Consider the following 25,484-nt stretch of genomic DNA (forward strand, 5'->3'; position numbering starts at 1 on the left):
CTCATCCCCACGGGGATTGGGCTTTTACTCTGGAACGATACTAAGTATAGCCTATCGATGATGTAGTCGTCGCGGGCGAAGATTTAAACCCGCGCCTAACAATCGGGGACCTGTCTCCTTGTCGCTTTCCAACCCAGCCGCGACTGCCCCCTATGCGACCCGAGCCGAAGCGAGCCGGGGGAGGCTCTATCCGGAACCCGACAGCGCGACGCGCACCGCCTTTCAGCGCGACCGGGACCGCATCATCCATTCCGTCGCCTTCCGCCGCCTCAAATACAAGACGCAGGTTTTCGTCTACCACGAGGGCGACAACTACCGGACGCGCCTCAGCCATTCGCTGGAGGTCGCCCAGATCGCCCGCTCGATCAGCCGGGTGCTCGGCCTTGATGAAGACCTCGCCGAAACGCTCGCACTGGCCCATGACCTCGGCCACACACCTTTCGGCCATGCGGGCGAAACGGCGCTCGACACCTGCATGGAGGGCTATGGCGGATTCGACCATAACGCCCAGACCCTCAGGATCGTGACCAAGCTCGAGCATCGCTACCCGGAATTCGACGGGTTAAATCTTTGCTGGGAAACGCTCGAAGGCCTGGTGAAGCATAACGGCCCATTGCTGACGCCGAACCGCACGATGGCCGATCTGCCGCGCGCGCTGGCCGAATATGCCGATACGCAGGATCTCGAACTCGCGACCTATGCCGGGCCGGAAGCGCAGGTGGCCGCGCTTTCCGACGACATCGCCTATGACAATCACGACATCGACGACGGGCTCCGGGCGGGGCTCTTCACCATCTATGATCTCATGGCGCTGCCGCATGTGGGCGACATCTTCCGCGCCGTCATCGAAAAATATCCGGGACTCGAAACGAACCGCGTCATCCATGAATCCGTGCGTCGCCTCATCGGCAGCATGATCGGTGACGTCATCACGGAAACGAAGGCGCGCATCGCTGCGGCCAAGCCCCAATCCGCCGCCGATGTGCGCGCGCTCGGCCGTCCCCTCGTTTCGTTCTCGTGTGAGATGAACGAGAACAACGCGACGCTGAAGGAGTTTCTCTTCACGCGCATGTATCGCCACTATCGCGTCAATCGTTCGATGAGCAAGGCGAAGCGCATTGTGAGCGATCTCTTCGGCCTCTTTCATACCGAGCCCGATCTGCTACCACCCGAATGGCAGCAAGGATGCGATGGGGTGGAGGGTATGAAGACCGCGCGGCGCGTCTGCGATTACATCGCCGGCATGACCGACAAGTTCGCCATTGAAGAGCATAAGCGCCTCTTCGATCTCGACGATCCGCGCGCCTGAGCTTTCGACAAACAAAAAGCCCGCAATCGGAGCTTGCGGACCTGAAAGGGCGCCAGGCAACAGGCGCGTCAGGCCGGAGGCCCGCGCGGGTTCGAGGCGTTGACGACATGCGCCGGGGCGGATTCGGCGCCTGTCAGGACGGTGAGGAGGATCGTCCAGGAGGGGGAAACGATGGTCAGCGCTGAAACGGCGAGCGCCGCGCAATGATGCAGGCAGGAAAACTTGCAGTCCTGGTGGCCCGTATTCGCCGGATGGACAGGCTTGCCATCCGCGTCGATGTAGACCTCGGTCGCCACGCCGCCGGAGCAGATGACGGTCTTCAACAGGCCGGCAACGGAGGGGCCGGAAATCTCATAGGCCGTGGGCACCACGACATGCAGGAAGATCGCAAGAAAGGCCACGCCCGCCATCCGGTACCGGATGGTATGGAGAAGGTCGCTCCCGCGATATGCCCCGCCGATTTGCATGTGACGAGACAATCATGCCGCGCCACGGCGCGAAAGGAGCATTTTGTCGCTAGGGGCTGGCCCTTAGCCCCCGAAGCGACTGGAAAGCATACGTGTCAGCCGTTAGAGTGCGCGCCCAAACCGGGTTAAGCGACGGATCCCATGAATATTTTTCGGCATTTCGAAGAGCGTGTGAAGGCGGGGCTGGAGGCTCTGGCGAGCGAAGGGGTGATCCCTCCGGGGCTCGACACGTCGCGCATCGCCGTGGAACCGCCCCGCGATCCCTCGCATGGCGACCTTTCGACCAATGCCGCCATGGTGCTGGCGAAGCCCGCAGGCGTTCAGCCACGCCAGCTGGCCGAGAAACTCGCCGCGAAGCTCTCTGGCGAGGAATCGGTGACGGAGGTCTCCATCGCCGGGCCGGGTTTCATCAACCTGCGCCTGAAGCCCGACATGTGGCGAGCGGCCCTTCCCGCGATTCTCCGCAGCGGCGCGACCTATGGCGCGAGCGACCTTGGCAAGAACGAACGTGTGAACGTCGAATATGTGTCCGCCAATCCGACGGGCCCCATGCATGTCGGCCATGTGCGCGGCGCGGTTTTCGGCGATGCGCTGGCGAACCTGCTCGAAAAGGTCGGCCACACGGTCTGCCGCGAATATTACATCAACGATGCCGGCGGTCAGATCGAGGTGCTCGCCCGCAGCGCCTATCTGCGCTACCGCGAAGCGCTCGGCGAAACGATCTCTATCCCCGAGGGCCTTTATCCGGGTGACTATCTGAAGCCCGTGGGCGCGATGCTCGCCGCCGAACATGGCGACGTGCTGGCGAAGATGGAGGAGGCCGAATGGCTGCCCATCGTTCGCAATGCGTCGATCGACGCGATGATGGAACTCATCCGTGGCGACCTCGCCGTTCTCGGCATCGACCATGAGGTCTTCTTCTCCGAGCGCACGTTGCATGCCTCTGGCGCCATTGAGGCGACGCTGAAGCTGCTGGAACAGAAGGGACTCATCTATACCGGCGTTCTGGAGCCACCCAAGGGCGAGCTTCCCGACGATTGGGAGCCGCGCCCGCAGACGCTTTTCCGCTCCACCCAGTTCGGCGACGACACCGACCGGGCGCTGAAAAAGTCCGATGGCACATGGACCTATTTCGCGCCGGACATCGCCTACCACTTCGACAAGTTCAATCGTGGCTACAACACGCTGATCGACGTCTGGGGCGCCGACCATGCGGGCTACATCAAGCGCGTGAAGGCAGCCGTCGCGGCGATCACGGACGGCAAGGCCGAGATCGACGTCAAGGTCTGCCAGCTTGTCCGCCTGTTCCGCAATGGCGAGCCGTTCCGCATGTCGAAGCGGGCAGGCGACTTCGTGACCCTGCGCGACGTGGTGGACGAGGTCGGCAAGGATGTCGTCCGCTTTATGATGCTGACGCGCAAGAACGACGCGCCGCTCGACTTCGACTTTGCGAAGGTGATGGAGCAGTCGCGCGACAATCCGGTCTTCTATGTGCAGTACGCCCATGCGCGCATCCATTCGGTGTTACGCAATGCAAAGGAAGCGGGCGTCGACATCTCCGACGACAGCCTCGCGGCGGCAAATCTGACCTTGCTGACGGACGAGGCGGAACTCGCCCTCGTCCGGCTGCTTGCGGGCTTCCCGCGCCAGATCGAGCAGGCGGCCGTGGCGCATGAGCCGCACCGCATTGCCTTCGCCCTCAACGATCTCGCCGCCGCTTTCCACGGGCTCTGGAACAAGGGCAAGGACGAGCCGGGTCTGCGGTTTATCATTGCTGAACGCAGGGATGTTACGCTTGCGCGTCTGGCGATGATTCGCGCGGCGGCCTATGTCATCGCCGCCGGTCTCGCGATTCTTGGGGTTGAGCCGGCGGAGGAGATGCGCTGATGTCGGACAGTGATCGGGGGCGGGGTTTGAGTTACGAGCCCGACGAAGACGACGACGACTACTACACCTATGACGCGACCGACGAGGAGGACGAGGGGCGCCGTCGTCCGCTCGTATTGCTCGCTATCATCGCGCTTGTCGTGGTCTTTGCGGGCGTCGTCTTCCTCGCCTACAAGCAGGGCATGAAGCAGGGCGCTCAGGGCAATCCGCCGGTCATCCGCGCCGATGATTCGCCGACCAAGGTCGCGCCGACCAATCCGGGCGGCATCGAGATTCCGCATCAGGACAAGACTGTCTATGACCGGCTGTCCGGTGGCGAGAAATCTGATGTTCAGGGCGGCGCGGAACATCTGCTGCCGAGCCCCGAAGAGCCGATGGCCATGAAACAGCCGACGCCGCCTGCCGCGGCCCCCGCAACCACGGCAGCGCCTGTTGCAGCGACTCCCGCGCCAACCGGCAACGTTGCTCAGCAGGCTGTTCCGTCCGCTGTGGCACCGATCACCCAGTCGGCACCGGCGCAACCGCAGCCGCAGACGCCCGTAGAGGCAGCGCCGACCGCTCCCGCAGCGACGGCGGAGCCTGCGGCGACCGAAGCGCTTGCGACGGCTGGCGGCTATGTCGTCCAGCTTGCGGCCTTCCGCGACGAGCCGAGCGCGCGGGCCGAGTTCAAGAAGCTTCAGAAGAAGTATCCGACGTTGGCGGGGCTTTCCGCTGATATTCAACGGGCCGATCTGGGCGCCAAGGGCATCTATTACCGCCTCCGCGGCGGCTACATGGACAAGGCCAAGGCCGTCGAGCTTTGCGCCGGCCTGAAGGCGAAGGGTCAGGCCTGCTTCGTGAAGACCCGGTGATGGCGCTCTCGGCCGCAATCTATGGCTGTGCGGGCACGTCGCTGACCGACGCGGAGAAGAGCTTCTTCGCCGAGACGCGGCCCTGGGGCTTCATCGTCTTCGCCCGCAACATCGAGACGCCGGAACAGGTGAGGCGGCTCGTCGGCGAGTTGCGCTCGGCGGCAGGCCACGACGCGCCGGTGCTCATCGATCAGGAAGGCGGCCGCGTCGCGCGGCTGAGGCCGCCGCATTGGCGAGCCTATCCGGCAGGACGGCGCTTCGGCGATCTCTACGCGGTGTCGAAGGAGCAGGGGCTGGAAGCGGCGCGCCTCGGCGCCCGCCTGATCGCCGCCGAGCTTCTTTCACTCGGCATCAATGTGGACTGCCTGCCCGTGCTCGACGTGCCGGTGCCAGGCGCCCATGACGTCATCGGCGACCGCGCCTATGGGTTAACGCCCGAGCCGGTCATTGCGCTTGGCCGGGCTGCCGCAGAGGGGCTTCTCGCGGGAGGGGTTCTCCCCATCATCAAGCATATTCCCGGACATGGCCGGGCGGGCGTGGACAGCCATTTGAGCCTTCCCGTCGTCGACAACGGCCACGCGACGCTCGCGGCCACCGACTTTGCACCCTTCAGGGCGCTGGCGGACATGCCACTCGCCATGACCGCCCATGTTGTCTACGCGGCGCTCGACGCGGCCGCACCCGCGACAACCTCGGCAAAGGTCATTTCCGAGGTCATCCGGCGCGAAATCGGCTTCGATGGCTTCCTCATGTCGGACGACCTGTCCATGCAGGCCTTGGCCGGAACGCTGGCGGAACGAACCAGAGCAAGCCTTGCGGCAGGCTGCGACATCGTTCTCCACTGCAATGGCAAGATGGATGAGATGCAGGCCGTCGCGCTGGAGGTTCCGTCGCTTGCGGGCAAGGCCCTGGCCCGGTCCGATGCGGCGCTGGCGCGTCTCGTCAGCCCCGAGCCGTTCGACGAATCGGCGGGCGTGGCGCGGCTTGCCGAACTCATGTCCATGGTGGACTGACCCTGCCTTCTCATGGCTGGGGATAAGCCGAGAAACGGGGTACCGTGGCCGTGGACCGCGCGGTATAAGCGGTTCATGTCAGCTTTATTGCGGAGCTGACATGGGACATTTGAGATCAAACACATAGGCGGCATGAGCGAGGCGCCCACACAGGACGAAGCGGAGGCCGGAACACCGGCCGCGGCGCTGAACGCACACCCGGCCGGCAATGGCGGGGAAGGCGAAGCCACGTCCGCCGACATCCCCATCGAGGCATTCGAGGAAGGCCGCCCCATCGCGGCTGCCGAACTCGACCCGACCGAAATGCTGATCGTCGACCTTGAGGGCTTCGAAGGCCCGCTCGACGTGTTGCTGACGTTGGCGCGCAACCAGAAGGTCGATCTCACCAAGATCTCGATCCTGAAGCTTGCCGAGCAATATCTCGACTTCATCAACCGCGCCCATCGGATGGAGCTCGATCTCGCCGCCGACTATCTGGTCATGGCATCGTGGCTCGCCTATCTCAAGTCGCGCCTGTTGCTGCCGCCGCCCGAAGTGGAAGAGGGCCCGAGCGGTGCCGAAATGGCTGCGCGCCTGGCCTTCCAGCTTTTGCGCCTCGAAGGCATGCGCAAGGCGTCGGTGGCTCTGTTCGGACGCCAGAGGCTCGGACTCCATGTCTTTCAGCGCGGGGCGCCGGAGGGCATTCGCGTTGTTAAAACAAGTCAGTACCAAGGAACGCTCTACGATCTTCTGAAGAGCTATTCAGACCAGCGACTCAAGGGGCATGAGACGAAATGGGAGCCGAAGCGGCTTCCGATCATGTCCATCGAGATCGCCCGCAGGCGTCTGGAGCAGATGCTTGGCATGATGTTCGACTGGGGCCGGATCGACGCCTATCTTCCGGTCGAGGAAATGTCCGGCGAGCTGCGCCGCTCGGTCCTTGCCAGCACGCTCAGTGCCGCGCTGGTGCTCGCCAAGGACGGCCAGATCGAGCTTCGTCAGAGCGGCGCTTACCAGCCGCTCTTCATGCGGCAGAAGAAGTCCGAACCCAACACCACGCCCCTGGCGGAATCCGGCGACCAGCAGACAAGCGAATGACAGAAGAAACGCGACCCGAATCCGAAGAAGTCGAGCCCATCGAAGCCGGGGCCGAAGATGACGCGCGCTTTGATGACGAGGCCAGGGAGCCGCGCGATGGCGAGGCCGAGGTCGAGGCGGATGATGAGACCGAGGTCGATGGCGAGGATGTAGCGAACGTTGAAGTTGAGACGGTGGTTGAGGTCGAGGCTGAGGTTCTGGTTGAAGTTGAGGAAGTGACCTCGGAAGAGGATGATTCCGCCGCAAATGAGACCGAGGCTGAAGTTGTGGGGGAGGATGAAGTTGAGGCTGAAGATGAAGCCGGGGGCAACATCATCAATTTTCCGGTCGATGTGACGGACCACGCGCAGCTCATGCGCATGGCGGAAGCGCTGCTTTTCGCCGCCGCCGAACCGCTCGACATCGATACTCTGGCTTCGCGGCTTCCTGCCGGGACGGACGTCGGCGCGGTCATCGAGGATCTTCAGAAGCTATATGAGACTCGTGGTGTAAACCTCGTTCGTATCGCGAATAAATGGATATTCCGAACGGCGGGCGATCTGTCGTTCCTGATGGAGCGCACGGCGGTCGAGCAGAAGAAGCTCTCCCGTGCGGCCATGGAAACGCTGGCTATCATTGCCTACCACCAGCCGGTGACCCGCGCCGAGATCGAAGAGATCCGCGGCGTGACAGTCTCCAAGGGCACCATCGACGTACTGATGGAAACAGGCTGGGTCCGGCTCCGCGGACGCAAGCGTACACCGGGCCGTCCGGTGACCTACGGCACGACGGAAGACTTCCTGCTGCATTTCGGCCTCGAGAATGTGGGCGACCTGCCGGGCCTCGACGAACTCAAGGCCGCCGGCCTGCTCGATGGCCGTCTGCCGCCTGGCTTCGACATCCCGAGCCCCAGCGAAGCGGGGGGCGAGGGCGATGGCGAGTTCGAGGATGCGCCGGTAGAAGAATATGGCTCGGCGATCGACGAACATCTGGCTCATGTCGCCGACGACGAAGAGGATTCGGATTAATCCGAATTCACGATTGCCTCTCGCATGTGCAGCAAAATCACTTGCACAAAATGTGAGCTGCTATGAAACTCGCTTCGTTGGCTAATTCGGTTTCTCCGGTTCACGCCCTCCTTGGCGGAGTGAGTGGTACGGGTCGCAAAGCGCGGACGAAAGGCCCATATTTGTAGCGGGGCGCGCAAGCGCCCCCGGCCAGCCTTCCTCAATCGGGATGGCGCGCCAGTGACCCATTACGGGGAGAGTTAAATGCTGAGTTGGACTCACATTATCGTCGTTGCAGCGCTCGTCGTGCTGCTGTTCGGCCGTGGCAAGGTTTCGGACCTGATGGGCGACGTCGCCAAGGGTATCAAGAGCTTCAAGAAGGGCCTTGCCGAGGACGACACGCCGCCGCCCGCGCGTCCCACCGATGCCAAGATCATTGAAGGCACCGTCACCGAGGGCAGCGCGTCCGAAGCGAAGGACAAGGTCGCCAACGGCTGAGGCGGTCGCAAGACCGCCTTGTTCGAGGCTTCCCGGGTGCCCCCATGTTTGACATAGGCTGGTCCGAACTGCTGCTGGTTGGGGTCTTGGCGCTCGTCTTCGTGGGCCCCAAGGACTTGCCGCGCGTGATGCGCACAGCCGGCAAATATGTCGGCAAGATGAGAGCGATGGCGCGCGAGTTCCAGCAATCCTTCGAGGATCTGGCCCGCGAAAGCGAGCTGGAGGAACTGCGCAAGCAGGTTGCCGAGCTCCGCAACCAGAGCATCGCCCCGCTGGAGGATCTTCGTCAGTCCGTCGAGACGCCGGTTGCGGCGCCCGCGCCTCTTGCCGAAGCCCCCGCAGCCGAAAGGCCGGCGGAAGACCTCGCCGCGCATCTGCCGGACGACATCACGCCCGATCTTGTCGAGGCGATCCGCGAGGCGGGCGAAATCGAGAAATTCGACGAGCAGGCGCAACCAGCGCCCAAGTCCGAGGCTGGGCGCACATGAGCGACGAAGAGCTTGAATCGTCCCGCGCGCCGCTGATGGATCACCTGATCGAGCTGCGTTCGCGGCTCATCAAGTCGATGATCGCCGTTTCCATCTGCTTTGGTGTCTGCTTCACCTTCGCCAGGCAGATCTTCAACATTCTGGTCCGCCCCTATGAGATCGCCGCAGGCGGCGCGCCGGTGAAGCTCATCTACACAGCGCCTCAGGAATATTTCTTCACCCAGATGAAGCTCGCCATGTTCGGCGCGATTTTTCTGGCGTTCCCGATCATCGCCGCCCAGATCTACATGTTCGTCGCGCCGGGCCTTTACAAAAATGAGCGCCGGGCGTTCCTGCCGTTCATGATCGCGACCCCGGTGTTATTCCTCATCGGCGCGGCGCTGGTCTATTTCGGCATCATGCCGATGGCCATGCACTATTTCACTTCGATGCAGCAGGCGGGTGGCGAGGGACAGGCCTCGATTGAGCTTCTGCCCCGCGTCAGCGAGTATCTCGGCTTCATCATGAGCCTCATTCTCGCTTTTGGCGTCTGCTTCCAGCTTCCGGTGATCCTCACGCTGCTCGCCCGTGTCGGCATGGTGACGTCGAAGCAGCTCATTGCGGGCTGGCGTTATGCAATCGTCATTTCCTTCGCGGTTGCCGCCGTTCTGACGCCGCCCGATCTCCTGAGCCAGGTGAGCCTCGGAACGCCGACCTTCCTGCTTTATCTGCTCTCCATCGGGGCGGTGAAGCTTGTGGAGCGGAACAGGCGCATCGCCGAGGCGAAGGGCGCGGACGAGGCTGAGGCGCCGGAAGGGGCCTGACCCCCCGGGGAGCCACCTTTTCTGGACGCTCCCAACCCTTCCGCGTATACAGAACCCGCCCGAACTCCCTATGCGCGACGGACTCCATGCACGATATCAAGATCATCCGCGACGATCCTCAGGCCTTCGACGCCGGCTTGGCCAAGCGCGGCCTGCCGCCCCAGTCGGCGCGGCTGATCGAGATCGACGAGCGCCGCCGCAAGACCATTGCCGCGCTGCAGGAGATGCAGCAGCAGCGGAATGACGCTTCGAAGCAGATCGGCGCCGCCAAGGCGAAGAAAGACGAGGCGCTGGCCCAGAAGCTCCTCGACGAGGTCGCGCATCTGAAGGCAAAAATTCAGGCCGGCGAGGACGAGGAGCGGGCAATCTCCACCGAGCTCGAAACCGAACTCGGCGCCATTCCGAACATCCCCTATGACAATGTTCCCGTCGGTCCCGACGAGACGGCCAATGTCGAATATCGCCGCCATGGCGCGCCCCGCGAGATGAACTTCCCGCCGAAGGAGCATTTCGATCTCGGCGAAGCGCTCGGCCTGATGGATTTCGAAACGGCGGCAAAGCTCTCCGGCGCGCGCTTCGCAGTGTTGAAGGGCCAGCTCGCCCGGCTCGAACGCGCCATCGGCAATTTCATGCTGAACCTCCACACCGGTGAGTTCGGCTATACGGAAGTGAACCCGCCGCTGCTGGTGAAAGACAGCACCATGTACGGCACGGCGCAGCTCCCGAAGTTCGCCGACGATCAGTTTGCGGTCTTCAAGGGGCAGAGCAGGGAGGATCAGGACCGCTACTGGCTGATCCCGACCGCCGAGGTTTCGCTCACCAATCTGGTTCGCGAGTCGATCCTTTCGGAAGACGAGCTGCCGCTGCGCCTCACCGCCTGGACGCCGTGTTTCCGCGCTGAAGCAGGCTCCGCGGGGCGCGATACGCGCGGCCTGATCCGTCAGCACCAGTTCTCCAAGGTCGAGCTTGTCTCGATCACAACGCCGGAACAGGCGGACGAGGAGCATGAACGCATGCTTGCCTGCGCCGAAGGCGTGCTGAAGGCGCTCGACCTTCATTATCGCGTGGTGACGCTCTGCACGGGCGACATGGGCTTTTCCTCGCGCAAGACATACGACATCGAGGTGTGGCTGCCGGGGCAGAACATGTTCCGCGAGATTTCGTCCTGCTCGGTCTGCGGCGATTTCCAGGCGCGGCGCATGCAGGCCCGCTATCGCCCGGTCGATAGCAAGAACACGCGCTTCGTGAATACGCTCAACGGCTCCGGCCTCGCGGTCGGGCGCACACTGGTCGCCATTCTCGAAAATTATCAGCAGGCGGATGGCTCCATCACCGTTCCCTCGGTGCTCCGGCCCTATATGGGCGGGCAGGAAGTGATCTCCGCCAATGGCTAAGAAGAAAACTCCCGCGAAATCCGGCCTGCGCATCCTCGTCACCAATGATGACGGTATCCATGCGCCGGGCCTTCAGGTTCTGACGCGCATCGCCCAGAAACTTTCCGACGATGTCTGGATCGCAGCACCCGAAGAGGAGCAGAGCGGTTCGGCGCATTCGCTGTCGCTCGCCAACCCGATCCGCGTCCGTCAGCTGAACCCGCGCAAATTCGCGGTAAAGGGCACGCCGTCCGATTGCGTGCTGATGGCCGTTCGCCACATCATCAAGGACAGGCAGCCGGATCTCGTACTTTCAGGCATCAATCGCGGCCAGAACATCGCCGACGACGTGACCTATTCCGGCACCATCGCCGCCGCCATGGAAGGCACTCAGCTCGGCATTCCGTCCATCGCGCTGAGCCAGGCCTTCGGCTTCGGCGAAAGCCATCAGGTGAAGTGGGCGACGGCCGAGCATTACGCGCCGGGTATCATCGAAAAGCTCATCAAGTCCGGCTGGCCCGAGGAAGTACTCATCAACATCAACTTCCCCGATGTCGCTGCCCCCGCCGTCAGGGGCATCGAAGTAACCGCGCAGGGCAAGCGCGATCAGTCGCTCGTCCGCGTCGAGGAGCGCATCGACGCCCGCAACAATCCCTATTACTGGCTGGGTTTCGAGCGCGTTCTCAGCAATCCGCCCAAGGGCACCGATCTTCATGCTATCTATAACGGCATGATCTCGGTATCGCCCTTGCACATGAACCTTACGCATGCGCGCACGCGCAGCGCCCTCGTCACCGCGCTCGGAAAGCTCTGAGCGAGACATGGAACCCGCATGAGCGACGAAACGCCCATGGACGACATCGATCAAGGCAAGATCGAACTCGTCATGGCGCTCAGAAGGCAGGGAATTCGCGACAAGCGCGTGTTGAACGCGCTTGAACGTATTCCGCGCGAGAATTTCATCAATGCCTCGTTCCGCAAGCAGGCCTATGAGGACCATGCACTGCCCATCGAATGCGGGCAGACGATCAGCCAGCCCTTCATCGTCGCCTATATGACCGAGCAGTTGCAGGTGGGCGACCGCATGAAGGTGCTCGAAGTGGGCACGGGGTCGGGATATCAGGCGGCCGTCCTGTCGAAGCTTTGTCGTCGCGTCTACACCGTCGAGCGCTATCGCACGCTGCTCCGCGATGCCGTGCGGCGCTTCGAAGACCTCCATCTCCACAACATCACGGCCAAGGCCGGCGATGGCAATGAGGGCTGGATCGAGCAGGCGCCTTTCGACCGAATCATCGTGACGGCGGCAGCGCCTTCGGTGCCGCCCAAGCTCGTCGAGCAGTTGAAGCCGGGTGGCCTCATGATCGTTCCGGTCGGCGCGCCGGGCGGCCGCGGCGAGCAGCATCTTGTGCGGATCGAGCGGACAGAGGAAGGTGTGAGACGCGAAGAACTCATGTCCGTGCGATTCGTCCCGCTGGTCGAGGGCGTGGCCAAGGAATCTTGAGAGCGGGGCCGAGCCTCGTAATCGCGGGCGCCGGGAGGTCGGCGGGCGGGGACCATGCGAGAGACGCTTCTGCATAATGCGAGTGGAATGGCGGCACGCTTCATCGGCGTCGTCGTTCTTTCGCTCGTGCTGGCGGGCTGCGTCTCCGAAAAGCCATGGTGGGAGGGCGGACGGTCGAACGCGCATGGCGGAAGCGTCGATGCGACGCCGCTTGCTCCTCCGGGGCGTGGTGGCACCTATGTGGTTCGATCGGGCGATACGCTCTTCAAGGTCTCCCGCGACCGCGCTGTGCCGATCCGCTCGTTGATCGACGCCAACAATCTGGAGCCGCCTTACGCGCTTCGCACCGGGCAGCGCCTCGTCATTCCCGGCGGCCGCTACCACGTGGTACAGAAGGGCGACACCGTCTACAGCATTTCGCGCACCTATGGCGTCGACATGGCGACGTTGACGAGCACCAACCACATCACGCCGCCCTACCACATCTGGCTCGGCCAGAGGCTGCAGTTACCATCGAAGGTCAGCCGTCAGGTTGCCTCGCGCGATTCCGACACACCCGCGCCTACGCCAGCGCACAGCACCTCTTCGCGGGCGGTCGCGACGCCCGCGCCGCGCGGGAATACGGTGGTCGCCTCCGTTCAGCCCAAGGCGCCGCTGCCGACACCGCCGAATCCGGCGGGGGATTTCATCTGGCCGGTAAAGGGGCCGATCATTTCGAGCTACGGCCCGAAGGAAGGCGGCCTGCACAATGACGGCATCAATATCGCCGCGCCGGTGGGCACGCCCGTCAAGGCGGCGCAGAGCGGCGTCGTCGCCTATGCGGGCAACGAGCTCAAGGGCTATGGAAATCTCTTGCTGGTGCGCCACGCGAATGGCTGGATGACGGCCTACGCGCATAACAGCAAGCTGCTGGTGAAGCGCGGCGACACGGTGACCAGGGGCCAGACCATTTCGCTTTCCGGCAGTTCCGGCAGCGTGACCTCGCCTCAGGTTCATTTCGAAATTCGCAAAGGTTCGAAGGCCGTCGATCCCCGAGGCGTCATCGAGGGGTAGGGCGTTTCATGTGCGTGTTGTGCGGCGATGGCCCGTCCCGGCGGGACTTCCTCAAGGGACTTGGCGCATTGCTCTTGCTCACGGCGTCGTCGCCCGTCGCCGCGCAAACGGGCATCGAGGATTATCGCCCCGTCTTCGAGACCGTCCGCGCCGAAGATGGCCGCAAGCTCATTGCCATCCGCCGCTTCCGGCGCAACGGCGAGGAGTTCCTTCTCACCGTCGAGCCGCAAAGCCTCGCCACACAAATTCGTCCGCTCGCCTGGACTGTGGCCGATGGGACTCCGGATACGAGCAAGCTCGATGGAACGCCTTATTTCTCCGCGCTCACGGCCCTGACGAACCCGCCATACAAGATCGAGAATACGGGCCTCGTTCACGCGATGCTCCCGGTCGATGGCGTCTTCCTTACCGTCGATCTATGCCCCTCGCACCGGGCCTATGAAGCGCATTTCTTCGCGGAGCTTGCCAGGGTTTCTGCCCGCGAGGGACGGCCGACGCCCGTCGCCATTTCAATCAGTGGCTATTGGGCGCTTGAGCATCAGTCGGAATGGACGGCGCTTATCGAGGCAGAGCGACGACGCCAGATCGACATCACCTGGGTCAATCACTCCTATACGCACCGCTATGCGCGCGGACTGCCTGACGCGCAGAATTTCCTGCTCATGCCGAACACGGATTTCGAGCGCGAAGTCTTGAAGACCGAAGAGCTGCTGATTGCGCGGGGCCTAACGCCTTCGGTGTTCTTCCGCTTTCCGGGGCTGGTGTCGGATGAATATCTGGTGCTCAAACTCAGGAAGCTGGGCCTCATTCCGCTTGGCGCCGACGCCTGGCTCGCAAAGGGCCGCCGCGCAAAGCCGGGCAGCATCGTGCTGGTGCATGGCAATGGCAACGAACCGCTCGGCATTCGCGAGGTGCAGCCCTATCTCGCGGACACCCGGGTGAAATGGCTTCCGCTGCGAGAGGCAATTACCGGGCGCTGAAGCTCAGCCCGGCGCCGAATCTCAGTCGAGCGTCTGGCCGAGGCGGCCCGCGAGATCCTGAATGAACTGCCAGGCGGTGCGTCCCGACCGGTTGCCGCGCGTGGCGGACCACTCGATCGCCTCGGCATGAAGCGCCTCTGTGTCGATCTTCAGGCGGTAATGCGCCGCATAGCCCTCGACCATCTGGAGATAGTCGGCCTGGCTGCAATTGTGGAAGCCGAGCCAGAGGCCGAAGCGATCGGAGAGCGACACCTTTTCCTCGACGGCCTCCGACGGGTTGATCGCTGTCGAGCGCTCATTGTCCATCATGTCGCGCGGCATGAGATGGCGGCGGTTCGACGTCGCATAGAACAGCACGTTGCGCGGGCGGCCCTCAATGCCGCCTTCGAGCACGGCCTTCAGCGACTTGTAGCTCGCATCGTCATGGTCGAAGGAAAGATCGTCGCAGAAGATCAGCGCCCGCCGCGGCTGGCCGCGGAGCAGACCCATCAGCCCGGGCAGGCTCTCGATATCCTCGCGATGGATCTCGATGAGAATCAGCCGTTCAGCGGACGTCGCCGCGAGTTCCGCATTGATCGAGGCATGCGCCGCCTTCACCAGCGAGCTCTTGCCCATGCCCCGGGCGCCCCAGAGCAGGGCGTTGTTCGCCGGGAGCCCGCGGGCGAAGCGGGCCGTATTGTCGATCAGTATGTCGCGGACCCGGTCGACGCCCCGCAGCAGCGAAAGATCGACTCGCGAAACCTCAGGCACCGGCTCCAGCGTTCCCTCGGCATTCCAGATGAAGGCATCCGCCACGTCGAGCGAAGGCGCCGTAGCCGCGGAAGGCGCGAGACGTTCCAGCGCCTCGGCGATACGGCGCAGCAGGTCTGTTTTGGGTCCAGTCTTGGCCATTTGGAGGTCTCCGGCGGCATTTTGGGTGCGGACCCTATCATTCTGGCGGCGTACCGAAAATGCTCTATGGGCTCAAAGTTTAACCGCATGTCATGTTTTCCGCGCCGGTTTGCAAATATACCCCCGGCCGGTATAGTCCGGCGCAATCGAGAGTGACCGCAGGCCCGGCTTTCCGGGGCGCTTAGTTGGAGATGCTTATGTTTGGCCAGACCGGCGGGAGCAGCACGGACGTCATTGTCTCGCTGTTTCCCTTTATCGCGCTGTTTGCGATCATGTACTTCCTCGTTCTCCGGCCCCAGCAGAAGCGGCTGAAGGATCACCAGGCCATGGTCACCAATGTGCGCCGCGGCGACACGGTGGTGACCTCCGGCGGTATCATCGGCAAGGTGGTCAAGGCCGAGGAAGCCGAAGTGCTGGTCGAGATCGCCGAGGGCGTCAAAATTCGCGTCGTGAAGACCACGCTGGCCGAGGTCCGCTCGAAGTCCGAGCCGGTACCGGCGAACGCGAATACGCCTTCCTAACAGTCAGGGTTTGCTGCCGCCGGCGCGCAGCCGGGGCAGGTGGGGACGAGAGCCGATATGCTGCATTTTGAACGCTGGAAGATCGCGCTGATTGCGCTGCTTACGCTTGCCGGCTTCCTCTACACCGCGCCGAACTTCCTGCCCAAGGCCGCGCTGGACGAAATGCCGTCCTTCCTGCCGCACAAGCAGATCAATCTGGGCCTCGATCTTCGCGGCGGCTCCTACCTGCTGCTTCAGGTGGACACGGCGTCGGTCACCCATGACCGGCTGCAACAACTCGTCAACGACATCCGCAAGGCGCTCCGCAACGCTGAAGTGCTTTACACCGGGCTCGGCGTGAACGGCGAGGCGGTCACCATCCGCATCACGAAGCCCGAGGATGTCGACAAGTCGCTGAAGGCGATCCGCGACCTGTCCACGGTCGTGACCTCAAATCTCCTGAGCGGCGGCTTGCCTCAGCGCGACCTGTCGGTCGCGAATTCCGGCGGGCTCATTACCGTCACGCTGTCGGAGACGGCAAAGGTCGCCCGCGCCCAATCGGCCATCCAGCAGTCGATGGAAATCGTCCGTCGCCGCATCGACGAACTCGGCACCACCGAGCCCGTGATCCAGCAGCAGGGCGCGGACCGTATTCTCGTTCAGGTTCCCGGTCTCGGTGATCCGCAACGCCTTAAGAAGCTTCTCGGCCAGACCGCGAAGCTCAATTTCCGCCTCGTCGACACGTCGACGACGGCGCAACAGGCGATGGCGACCCACACCATTCCTGCGGGGGCCGAAGTCCTCTACATGACGGAAGACCCGACGCGCCCGCTGCTCGTGCAACGCCGCGTCATGGTCGGCGGCGACAATCTCGTCGATGCGACGCCGGGCTTCGATCAGCGCTCGGGCGAGCCCATTGTGAGCTTCCGCTTCGATTCGACCGGCGCACGCCTCTTCGGCGAAGTCACACGCGACAACGTCGGCAAGCCGTTTGCCATCGTGCTCGACAACAAGGTCATCAGCGCGCCGGTCATCCGCGAGCCCATCCTTGGCGGCACAGGCCAGATCAGCGGCAACTTCACCGTCCAGCAGGCGAATGACCTCGCGATCCTGCTGCGCGCGGGCGCGCTGCCTGCGCCGCTCAACGTGCTTGAAGAACGCACCGTCGGCCCCGGCCTCGGCGCCGACTCGATCCGGGCTGGCACCATCGCGTCGATCATCGGCTCGGTTGCCGTTATCGTGTTCATGATTGCGGCTTATGGCCTCTTCGGCGTCTTCGCCAATCTCGCGCTGCTCGTGAACATCGCGCTCATCATGGGCGCGCTCTCGATGCTGCAGGCGACACTGACGCTGCCGGGCATCGCCGGCATCGTGCTCACCATCGGCACCGCAGTCGACGCCAACGTGCTGATCTATGAGCGCATTCGCGAAGAACTGCGCTCCGGAAAATCGGTCATCGCCGCCATCGAGGCTGGCTACCACAGAGCGCTCGCGACCATTCTCGACGCCAACATCACGCATTTCATCTCGGCCGCCGTTCTCTTCGAACTTGGCTCGGGCCCGGTGCGCGGCTTTGCCGTGACGCTCGCCATCGGCGTCGTCACGTCGGTCTTCACCGCTTTCACGGTGAACCGGTTGATCGTGGCGACCTGGGTGCGGCGCCGCCGCCCCAAGCTGCTCGTATTGTGATTTCGAAGGAATACGACAAATGAAGCGGCTCAAGCTCGTTCCGGACAATACGTCTTTTTCCTTCGTCAAGTTTCGTCACATCGCGGTCGGCCTGTCCGTCGCGGTCATGCTGGCCTCGGTCGTGCTGCTCTTCGCGCGCGGTCTCAACTTCGGCATCGACTTCGAGGGCGGCACGGTCATCGAGATCGCCACCAAAGGCCCGGCCGACATATCGGGCCTTCGCACGCAGCTCGGCGGCCTTGGCCTTGGCGACCTCCAGCTCCAGCGCTTCGGAGAGGACAATGACGTCCTGATCCGCATCGGCACCGCGCATGGAGCCTCCGCCACTGACGATACCGGCCAAGCGGCGGTCAAGAAGGTGAAGGACACACTCGGAACCTCGGTCGAATATCGCCGCATCGAAAGCGTGGGGCCTCAGGTCTCCGGCGAACTCATCAAATCGGCGACCATGGCCGTCGTCGTCGCGGTGGCACTGATGTTTGTGTACATCTGGTTCCGCTTCGAGTGGCAGTTCGGCCTTGGCGCCGTGCTGGCGCTCATTCATGACGTCATGGCGACCATCGGCATATTCGCGTTGCTGCAGATGGAATTCAATCTGACGACCATCGCCGCGCTTCTGACCATCGTCGGCTATTCGATGAACGACACCGTCGTCGTGTTCGACCGTATCCGCGAGAATCTGCGCAAGTTCAAGAAGATGGACCTCGGCGAGCTGATCGACCTGTCGATCAACGAGACGCTGGCGCGCACGATCATGACCTCGGCGACGACGTTGATCGCGCTTTTCGCGCTCTTCATCTTCGGTGGCGAAGTCATCCGTAGCTTCACCTTCGCCATGATCTTCGGCATCTTCGTCGGCACCTATTCGTCAATCTTCGTCGCCGCGCCGGTGCTGATCGCAATCGGTGTCAAGCGCGAGTGGGGTTCCGGCGCGCTGGGACGCGGCAAGGTCGAGAAGAAGGCCTGAGGCATGAAGCCCCGCTTCGCCGGGCAGCCGCTCATCGACGCCTATGGCGATGGCGGCTTCCGGCTTAACGAGCAGCGCTTCGAAGGCTCGATCCTGCTCACACCGCGCGGGCTTTATCCCTGGGCGCCGGGCAAGCTCAGGGACACGACGCGGGCGTCACTGGCACCGCTAATCGAATGCGCGGACGAGTTCGATTTCCTGCTCGTGGGAAGCGGCGCAGGCTTCGCACAATTACCCAAGGATATTGTGGGTTTTCTGACCGAGGCGCGAATCGTGCCCGACGTGATGACGACAGGCGCTGCCTGCCGCACCTACAACATCCTGCGCTTTGAAGAGCGCCGCGTTGCAGCCGCATTGATCGCTGTTTCCTGAACTTATGCCATACCGGAACGCTTGGCTTTTCGTTCCGAAGCTCCTAATTTTGCCAACATGAATCGCGACTCAATGCCGCGCGGCGACGTTACAGGGGGCCATGCGCGGCTGCCTAATTCTGATTAAACGCAGGGGGTAATCCTTATGGCTGCAATTCTCACTTCTCTCCGGAACACGGTGATCGCGGGCTTCGTGCTTGCGGCTCTTCTTGTCCTGCTTTTCCTCAAGTCGGGTGGCTCGCTGGACTTCGCGTTCTGCGCCTTTTTCGTTCGCTGGCTCCATGTCGGCAGTGGCGTGATGTGGATCGGTCTGCTCTGGTATTTCAACTTCGTTCAGATCCCGAACATGCCCAAGATCCCCGATGAGCAGAAGCCGGCCATCGGCAAGGTCATCGCGCCGGCCGCGCTCTTCTGGTTCCGCTGGGGTGCCATGTCGACGATCTTCTTCGGTATCGTTCTCGCCTATCTCAACGGCTACCTGCTCGATGCATACACGCTGGGTGCCACGAACGGCTTCGCTGTTCCGAAGGACACGGCGATCGGCATCGGCATGTGGCTCGGCACGATCATGTGGTTCAACGTCTGGTTCATCATCTGGCCGAACCAGAAGATCGCTCTCGGCATCGTCGACGCGCCTGCCGATGCGAAGCCGAAAGCCGCCCGCACGGCGATGCTCTTCTCGCGCACCAACACGATGCTGTCGGTCCCCATGCTCTTCGCCATGGTGTCGGCGCAGAACATCTACTGATCGCTGGCATAGCGATTTACTGGAGCGGGGCCGTTGTCAAACGGCCCCGTTTCCTTTTGGACTGTGACGATGGATCAACATTCGACCGCCAACAGCCTGCGCGCCTGCCTCAATGATGTGAGGCGGCTCGATCACGATCGCTTTCTGTCGCTGCAATTCGTGCCCTCGGCGAAGCGTCCGGCGCTCATCGCGCTTTACGCCTTCAACGCCGAAATCGCCCGCGTGCCGGAGGTGGTGAGCGAGCCGATGCTCGGGCAAATCAGGCTGCAATGGTGGCGCGATACGGTCGAGGCGCTATCAGACGGCGAGGCGAGGGGGCACGAGACGGCGGTCGCATTGGCCGAGACGCGAAGCGTCGCCCATTGGCCGCAGAAGGAATTGATCGCGCTGATCGACGCTCGCGAGCGCGATCTCGACGAGGCGCCCTTCGACAGCATGGCCGAACTCGAATCCTATGCCGAGGAAACATCGTCGCGGCTGATGATGTTGGCGGCACAAGTCCTTGCAGGCGAGAGCACCGATATGGCCGCCGCCGCGATCAAATCCGCCGGCGTCGCTTACGCGTTGACAGGCCTGCTCCGCGCGCTGCCGCTCCACGCCTCGCAAGGACGGCTTTACCTGCCGCTCGACCTGCTGCGTTCCCACGACATCGATCCGCATCGCATCTTTGCCGGCGAAATGTCGGAGACGCTGCGCAATGCAATCGGAGAGGTTGCGACGCGGGCGCGGGCGCTGCTGGCCGGGGCGCGCGCGCACAAGGTGGATCGCGCCGCGATTCCGGCGCTTCTGCCGGCGGCGCTCTGCGACCGTTACCTCAGAATGGTCACGGCGCCGGGATTCGATCCATTCCGTCAGTCTACGGATGTGCCCGCATTCTCGCGGCAGCTGCGGATGGCAGCAAAGCAGCTCGCGGGCCGCTTCTGATTATTCCGCCGCTTCGGCTTTCTGTGCGATCCAGCCCGCGAGATCGGCGAGTGCGCGGCTCGTATGAGCGCGCTTTCGCGCAGGGCCTTTGGCCTTGCCGCGCGGGCGCTTGCCGTTCTCATCGAGGCCCGGCTCAACCGGCGGGAAGAGCCCGAAATTGACGTTCATCGGCTGGAAGGTCTCGGCATTCGCATCGCCTGTAATATGGGCGAGAAGCGCGCCGAGCGCCGTGGTGCGTGGCGGCACCGAAGGCGCGCGGTCCTGCCGCTCGGCGGCGGCGAAGCGTCCGGCGAGAAGCCCCATCGCGGCGCTTTCGACATAGCCCTCGACGCCCGTAACCTGACCAGCGAAGCGCAGGCGCGGCTCGCTCTTCAACCGCATCACGCCGTCGAGAAGCTTCGGGCTGTTGAGGAAGGTGTTGCGATGAAGGCCGCCGAGCCGCGCGAACTCAGCCTGGCCGAGACCCGGAATGGAGCGGAACACGCGCGTCTGTTCGCCATGCTTCAGTTTCGTCTGGAAGCCGACCATATTGTAGAGTGTGCCGAGCGCATTGTCCTGACGGAGCTGAACCACCGCATAGGGCTTCACCTCCGGGTTATGCGGATTGGTGAGGCCGACAGGCTTCATCGGGCCCCAGCGCAGCGTTTCAAGCCCGCGCTCCGCCATGACTTCGATCGGCAGGCAGCCCTCGAAATAGGGCGTGCTCTTTTCCCATTCCTTGAAGTCGCCTTTCTCTCCATCGAGAAGCGCCTGAACGAAGGCGTCGTATTCCTCGCGGGTCATCGGGCAGTTGATATAGTCCTTGCCTGTGCCGCCGGGGCCGACCTTGTCGTAGCGCGACTGAAACCAGCAGACGGACATGTCGATCGTCTCGCGATAGACGATCGGCGCGATGGCGTCGAAAAAGGCGAGCTCTTCGGCACCAGTGAGAGCGGCGATCGCTTCGCCCAAGGCGGCGGAGGTGAGCGGGCCGGTCGCCACGATCACATTGTCCCAGTCGGCAGGCGGAAGCCCTGCGACCTCGCCGCGCTCCACGGTGACGAGCGGGTGAGCGTTGAGCTTTTCGGTGACATAGGCCGAGAACGCCTCGCGGTCGACGGCGAGCGCGCCACCCGCCGGCACCTTGGCGACATTCGCCGCTTCCATGACAAGCGAACCCAAGCGGCGCATTTCTTCGTGGAGAAGGCCGACTGCATTCTGCTCGTAATCGTCGGAGCGGAAGGAGTTGGAACAGACGAGTTCCGCGAAGCCGTCGCTCTGATGCGCGTCGGTTTTAACCAGTGGCCGCATTTCATGCAGCAACACCGGAACGCCAGCCTGTGCAAGCTGCCAGGCGGCCTCGGAACCGGCCATGCCGGCGCCGATCACATGAACGGGTTTGATGTCCTGGGTCATGGGCCGAGGAGATAGCATAGCGGGCAGTTCCGGAGAAGCCTCCCGAACTGCCGCGCCGCTTTCATCCGTTTCAGTCCCAGATCTGGGGCCGCTTGTCCTTCCAGGACCGCGCTTGTTCAAGCTGTGCCGCGAGCCGCAGCAGCAGCGCTTCCTCGCCGAAGCGCCCGGCGAACATGATGCCCACGGGGAGCCCGTCCGCCGACCAGTGTAGCGGCAGCGAAATGGCGGGCTGGCCGGTCGCGTTTTCGAGCGCCGTGAAGGGCACGTAATCGAGCACCGGCGCGAAGGCCGCCACCGGATCGCGCTCCGTGATGTCGATGGTGCCGAGCTTGAGCGGCGGGCTGCCGAGCGTCGGCGTCAGCCATACATCATGCGACTCCATGAAGCGAGCCATGAGCCGGGACATGATCTGAATCTGCGCGATCGACATCTGATACTGGACGGCGGTGACCTGCTTGCCCGCCTGATAAAGGCCCCAGGTCAGCCCTTCGAGCTCATTGTCGCTCGGCGTGCGGCCGGTCATCATCGCATGAACGTCGATCTGCATGGCGAGGCCCGAGGCCCAGAGCGCCATGAAGGCGCCCGAGAGCATTTCCATCGGAAGTTCGGGTGCCGCCTCCACAACCTCATGGCCGAGATCGGCGAGAAGCTTCGCCGTCTCCTCGACACCTTTCACGCCTTCCGCGTGAACCTTCTTGCCGTCCAGAGCGGTGACGCTATAGGCGACGCGGAGCTTGCCGGGCTTCTGCTTCAGCTCGTCAAGGAAGGGCCGCGTGACCGGCGGCGCGTAATAAGGATCGCCCGCTTCCGCACCATGCGTGCAATCGAGCATGGCCGCTGTGTCGCGTACGCTGCGCGAGACGATATGTTCGGCAATGAGGCCGCCCATGATATCGCCGATGTCTGGACCGAGCGGATTGCGCCCGCGCGTCGGCTTGAGGCCGACAAGGCCGCAGCACGATGCCGGAATGCGGATGGAGCCGCCTCCGTCATTCGCATGCGCAATGGGAACGATGCCCGCCGCGACCGCGGCCGCCGAGCCGCCGGACGAGCCGCCCGTCGAATGCGCAGGGTTCCAAGGATTATGTGCCGGACCGTAGAAGGCGCTTTCGGTCGTGGGCAGCAGGCCGAATTCCGGCACGTTGGTCTTGCCGAGAACGACGACGCCCGATTTCTTGAACCGCGCCGTAAGCGTCGAATCCCGCGTTGCCGGAACGCCGCTCATGAAGCGCGAGCCGGATTGCGTGGGCACGCCCGCAAAGTCGCCAAGAATATCCTTGAGCAGGAAGGGAACGCCCTTGAATGGGCCGTCGACAGGTGCCTTCGCCGTGGCCCGTCCCTGATCGTACATCTTGGTGACGACAGCGTTGAGCGTCGGATTGTGCTTCTCGATCCGCGCGATCGCTTCCTCGGCCAGTTCCGCTGCCGAAACCTGTCCGCTTTTTACGAGCTCCGCGAGCCCGAGGGCGTCATGCGACGCATATTCCGAAATCCCCACCTGTTACCTCCGCGAACGATGCGGGCAGGCTCTCATGCGGCCCGCCTTCCTCCTCAAAGATTAGGCGGAGAATTCTCCAACGCAAAGACCGAAGCGTCAGACCGTAACGTGGGAGTAGGGAAAAGGCGGCTCGCCTTCGAATGTCGGCCCTTCGATCACCGGATCATCGCCGCCCTTCCACGGCTTCACCGCAAAGCGGCTGCGGCGCAACACGGCGGCACCCTCTGGCCCCGCGTCTTTCGAAACGTCGCACACATTGACGAGCTCAACTGTCGCGCCTTCCTCCGTCAACGTTGCTATGCCGAAGCCATGGGCGTTGGAATCGAGAAAGGAGAGGCCGGGGCTCGCGCGCTCATTGCGGAACATGGCGCCGATCTTCATCGAATTGGTGTAGTTGGTGAGGATGCCGGCCCGCAATCCGTTCACCAGCGTATTGTTGAAATTCTCGAGCTTCTTGTCCCCGTCGTCGATCTCGACGGCGCGGTGGAAGAGGGCGCTTTTACGCGCGCCGCGTTCGGCGCCGCGATACATGGAGCCGGAGCTGATCCCGGTGGTCACGAATTCGACAGCGGAATAAGTGAGGGCTTCCGCATCCGGATCGACGGGCAGGCGTCCGACGATATGCGCGTGATAATCGCCAGAGCAGGAAATCACATTGCCGATCCCGGCTTCTTTCAGAAAGCTCATCAGCTCCTTCAGCTCGCCGGGATAGCCCTGCCAGGCATCGATGCCGACATAACCATCCTCAAGCCCCGCGAATGGCAGGCTCGCAAAGTCGATCCGCATGGCGAGGGCAGGCACGCTGTTCGCCCAGATGCGCCAACGCGCCTTCGACGATTGCATCACGGATTTGAACCACGATTTCTGGGGCCCGCCCATATGCGTGCCCGGAGGCGCGGCGCGGCGCGGATTGTCGATTTCGCGGTCCTTGTAGGAGAGTTTCGCCGGCGGATTGCCCTGCGCTGCGCTTCGGCCAGCGTCGAGTGTCTTCACAATCCGCACAGGCGGCAGCGGCGCGCCCTTGACCAGCGCCTTCACTTCTTCGCTCATCACGGGCGGGCTGCGATAGCTCCGCAGATCGGTGATGACGAGGTCAAGCATCTTGCCCCACGAGAAGGCGCGGTAGATGCCGAGGCTGCCGATGGCTTTGAGATTATCCGTTCCCTGAAAAAGGAAATTCGCGTCCGGCTCACCCATCGGCGCATCGGCAACCTTTACCGGCGTGAAGTCATGAGCTTGAGGCTTCACACCGCCAAAATCGGGCGCGTCGGAAAGAAGCGCGGGCACGAATTCGAACCAGGCCTGATTGGCCGCGAGCTTGCGTTTCTGCGCGGGGCTGCCGTCGCCATAATACGTGTCGTGCGACTGCCAGCAATCATTCGTGAATTCGTGGTCGTCCCATGTATGGATGAAGGGAAAGCGGGCGCGCGCCGCCTGCAGGTCGGGATCGGTGAGGTAGAGCTTGTAGAGGAAGCGGTAATCGGCAAGCGTTACGGCTGCTTGTCCGCCGCTTTGCCAGTTGGTGCGCTTGCCATCCGGCACCCACGGCGTCGAACCGTTCGGCAGCGGCCCGATGAGACGCGCGGGCTTCTCTTCCTCCGGCACGTCACCCGTATGTTCATAGATGAAATCGCCGAGGTGAAGGACGAACTCGATCCGATCCTCCGGCTTCGCGGCGATGTCATCATTCACAAGGCGGCGATAGGCCCCGTAATAGCCTTGCTCGTAATTCTGACAGCAGAGGAAGGCGAAACGCACGGGACGTTTTGCATCACGCGGCGGCGCAGTGCGGGTTCGGCCGGAGAATGGCGCCTGATCGCTGCCGGCGAAGAAACGATAGTAGTAATGCGTGTCGGGCCTGAGCTCGTTCACCAAAACGCGCACCGTATGATCAGTCTCGGGCAACGCGCGCACGGCGCGTTCGACGATGAGTTTCGTAAAAGCCTCATCCTCCGCCACCTGAACATAGAGGTCGATCGCGTCGCTCGGCGCGCCATCCACTCGCTCGACCCGCGTCCAGAGCATGACGGCGTGAGGCTGCGGATCGCCGGAAGCGAGGCCCTGCGGGAAGTGATAGAGGCCTGTGTCTGCGGCGGCGCGATTAAGCACCGAGGCGAAGGGCAGGGGCGCGGCGCTCACCGCAAAGCAGCCCGCCGTGGCGGCAAAGAGCCTCAAAAATTCGCGGCGATCGAATCCGGTCATCATGCCCCCGAAA

General features: G+C 63.2%; 25 protein-coding genes. 20 read left to right on the forward strand and 5 right to left on the reverse strand.

Going from position 1 to position 25,484, the window contains the following annotated elements:
* Positions 1-118 precede the first annotated feature (118 nt).
* Complete coding sequence (locus tag F2P47_RS11135) at positions 119-1,309, forward strand: deoxyguanosinetriphosphate triphosphohydrolase (RefSeq protein WP_152216438.1); 1,191 nt, start codon at positions 119-121, stop codon at positions 1,307-1,309.
* 68 nt (positions 1,310-1,377) lie between these two features.
* Here the strand turns inward: F2P47_RS11135 and F2P47_RS11140 are convergent, their stop codons facing one another.
* Positions 1,378-1,710 (reverse strand): DUF2946 family protein, encoded by a 333-nt coding sequence (locus F2P47_RS11140; RefSeq protein WP_152216439.1) that lies wholly within the window; start codon positions 1,708-1,710, stop codon positions 1,378-1,380.
* Positions 1,711-1,917: 207 nt separating this feature from the next.
* Between F2P47_RS11140 and argS the strand changes: the two genes are divergently transcribed.
* From argS to F2P47_RS11205, 13 genes are all read left to right on the forward strand, one after another.
* Complete coding sequence (gene argS / locus F2P47_RS11145) at positions 1,918-3,663, forward strand: arginine--tRNA ligase (protein ID WP_152216440.1); 1,746 nt, start codon at positions 1,918-1,920, stop codon at positions 3,661-3,663.
* Entirely contained in the window at positions 3,663-4,514 is an 852-nt protein-coding gene (locus F2P47_RS11150; RefSeq protein WP_152216441.1) for an SPOR domain-containing protein, read from the forward strand. Before argS ends, F2P47_RS11150 begins: the two co-directional genes overlap by 1 nt.
* Positions 4,514-5,527 (forward strand): beta-N-acetylhexosaminidase, encoded by a 1,014-nt coding sequence (nagZ, locus tag F2P47_RS11155; RefSeq protein ID WP_152216442.1) that lies wholly within the window; start codon positions 4,514-4,516, stop codon positions 5,525-5,527. The genes F2P47_RS11150 and nagZ overlap by 1 nt, the downstream gene beginning before the upstream one ends.
* 132 nt (positions 5,528-5,659) lie before the next feature.
* On the forward strand, positions 5,660-6,604 hold the full coding sequence (locus F2P47_RS11160; protein WP_204886644.1) for a segregation and condensation protein A: 945 nt from the start codon (positions 5,660-5,662) through the stop codon (positions 6,602-6,604).
* 353 nt (positions 6,605-6,957) lie between these two features.
* Positions 6,958-7,611 carry an SMC-Scp complex subunit ScpB gene (gene scpB, locus F2P47_RS11165; protein WP_152216559.1) on the forward strand — a complete coding sequence of 218 codons (654 nt, stop codon included), beginning with the start codon at positions 6,958-6,960 and terminating at the stop codon, positions 7,609-7,611.
* Between the two features lie 243 nt (positions 7,612-7,854).
* Positions 7,855-8,088 carry a twin-arginine translocase TatA/TatE family subunit gene (locus F2P47_RS11170; protein WP_152216443.1) on the forward strand — a complete coding sequence of 78 codons (234 nt, stop codon included), beginning with the start codon at positions 7,855-7,857 and terminating at the stop codon, positions 8,086-8,088.
* Positions 8,089-8,132: 44 nt separating this feature from the next.
* Complete coding sequence (gene tatB, locus F2P47_RS11175) at positions 8,133-8,576, forward strand: Sec-independent protein translocase protein TatB (RefSeq protein ID WP_152216444.1); 444 nt, start codon at positions 8,133-8,135, stop codon at positions 8,574-8,576.
* Entirely contained in the window at positions 8,573-9,379 is an 807-nt protein-coding gene (gene tatC / locus F2P47_RS11180) for a twin-arginine translocase subunit TatC (protein ID WP_152216445.1), read from the forward strand. The genes tatB and tatC overlap by 4 nt, the downstream gene beginning before the upstream one ends.
* A gap of 86 nt (positions 9,380-9,465) precedes the next feature.
* The gene (gene serS, locus F2P47_RS11185; protein ID WP_152216446.1) at positions 9,466-10,773 is read left to right on the forward strand and encodes a serine--tRNA ligase; all 1,308 of its coding nucleotides are present in this window, start codon (positions 9,466-9,468) and stop codon (positions 10,771-10,773) included.
* A gap of 25 nt (positions 10,774-10,798) precedes the next feature.
* A complete protein-coding gene (gene surE, locus F2P47_RS11190) occupies positions 10,799-11,566 on the forward strand; it encodes a 5'/3'-nucleotidase SurE (protein WP_152216560.1) in 768 nt (255 codons plus the stop codon).
* Between the two features lie 18 nt (positions 11,567-11,584).
* The gene (locus tag F2P47_RS11195) at positions 11,585-12,253 is read left to right on the forward strand and encodes a protein-L-isoaspartate(D-aspartate) O-methyltransferase (protein WP_152216447.1); all 669 of its coding nucleotides are present in this window, start codon (positions 11,585-11,587) and stop codon (positions 12,251-12,253) included.
* Between the two features lie 54 nt (positions 12,254-12,307).
* Positions 12,308-13,306 carry a LysM peptidoglycan-binding domain-containing M23 family metallopeptidase gene (locus F2P47_RS11200; RefSeq protein ID WP_246176852.1) on the forward strand — a complete coding sequence of 333 codons (999 nt, stop codon included), beginning with the start codon at positions 12,308-12,310 and terminating at the stop codon, positions 13,304-13,306.
* 68 nt (positions 13,307-13,374) lie between these two features.
* A complete protein-coding gene (locus F2P47_RS11205) occupies positions 13,375-14,286 on the forward strand; it encodes a polysaccharide deacetylase family protein (protein WP_152216448.1) in 912 nt (303 codons plus the stop codon).
* A gap of 21 nt (positions 14,287-14,307) precedes the next feature.
* On the opposite strand, the gene F2P47_RS11210 is transcribed toward F2P47_RS11205, so the two are convergent.
* Complete coding sequence (locus F2P47_RS11210; protein WP_152216449.1) at positions 14,308-15,177, reverse strand: ATP-binding protein; 870 nt, start codon at positions 15,175-15,177, stop codon at positions 14,308-14,310.
* Positions 15,178-15,374: 197 nt separating this feature from the next.
* Between F2P47_RS11210 and yajC the strand changes: the two genes are divergently transcribed.
* The 6 genes from yajC to F2P47_RS11240 all read left to right on the forward strand — a co-directional run bounded on the left by yajC (position 15,375) and on the right by F2P47_RS11240 (position 20,376).
* Positions 15,375-15,698 (forward strand): preprotein translocase subunit YajC, encoded by a 324-nt coding sequence (gene yajC, locus F2P47_RS11215; RefSeq protein ID WP_422561593.1) that lies wholly within the window; start codon positions 15,375-15,377, stop codon positions 15,696-15,698.
* 57 nt (positions 15,699-15,755) lie between these two features.
* Positions 15,756-17,366, forward strand: coding sequence for a protein translocase subunit SecD (secD, locus tag F2P47_RS11220; protein ID WP_152216451.1), 1,611 nt, complete (start codon positions 15,756-15,758; stop codon positions 17,364-17,366).
* 19 nt (positions 17,367-17,385) lie between these two features.
* On the forward strand, positions 17,386-18,333 hold the full coding sequence (gene secF / locus F2P47_RS11225; RefSeq protein ID WP_152216452.1) for a protein translocase subunit SecF: 948 nt from the start codon (positions 17,386-17,388) through the stop codon (positions 18,331-18,333).
* Between the two features lie 3 nt (positions 18,334-18,336).
* Positions 18,337-18,705 carry an Mth938-like domain-containing protein gene (locus F2P47_RS11230; RefSeq protein WP_152216453.1) on the forward strand — a complete coding sequence of 123 codons (369 nt, stop codon included), beginning with the start codon at positions 18,337-18,339 and terminating at the stop codon, positions 18,703-18,705.
* 144 nt (positions 18,706-18,849) lie between these two features.
* On the forward strand, positions 18,850-19,452 hold the full coding sequence (locus F2P47_RS11235) for a urate hydroxylase PuuD (protein WP_152216454.1): 603 nt from the start codon (positions 18,850-18,852) through the stop codon (positions 19,450-19,452).
* Between the two features lie 69 nt (positions 19,453-19,521).
* Entirely contained in the window at positions 19,522-20,376 is an 855-nt protein-coding gene (locus tag F2P47_RS11240) for a phytoene/squalene synthase family protein (RefSeq protein WP_152216455.1), read from the forward strand.
* Here F2P47_RS11240 and trmFO read toward each other — a convergent pair whose 3' ends face one another.
* From trmFO to F2P47_RS11255, 3 genes are all read right to left on the reverse strand, one after another.
* Entirely contained in the window at positions 20,377-21,789 is a 1,413-nt protein-coding gene (trmFO, locus tag F2P47_RS11245; RefSeq protein WP_246176853.1) for a methylenetetrahydrofolate--tRNA-(uracil(54)-C(5))-methyltransferase (FADH(2)-oxidizing) TrmFO, read from the reverse strand. It lies immediately after the preceding gene.
* 52 nt (positions 21,790-21,841) lie between these two features.
* Complete coding sequence (locus F2P47_RS11250; protein WP_152216457.1) at positions 21,842-23,269, reverse strand: amidase; 1,428 nt, start codon at positions 23,267-23,269, stop codon at positions 21,842-21,844.
* Between the two features lie 96 nt (positions 23,270-23,365).
* Positions 23,366-25,474: an alkaline phosphatase D family protein gene (locus F2P47_RS11255; RefSeq protein ID WP_152216458.1), complete on the reverse strand. Its 2,109-nt coding sequence runs from the start codon at positions 25,472-25,474 to the stop codon at positions 23,366-23,368.
* Positions 25,475-25,484: the final 10 nt, after the last annotated feature.

Source organism: Parvibaculum sedimenti (assembly GCF_009184905.1).
Classification (GTDB): Bacteria; Pseudomonadota; Alphaproteobacteria; order Parvibaculales; family Parvibaculaceae; genus Parvibaculum; species Parvibaculum sedimenti.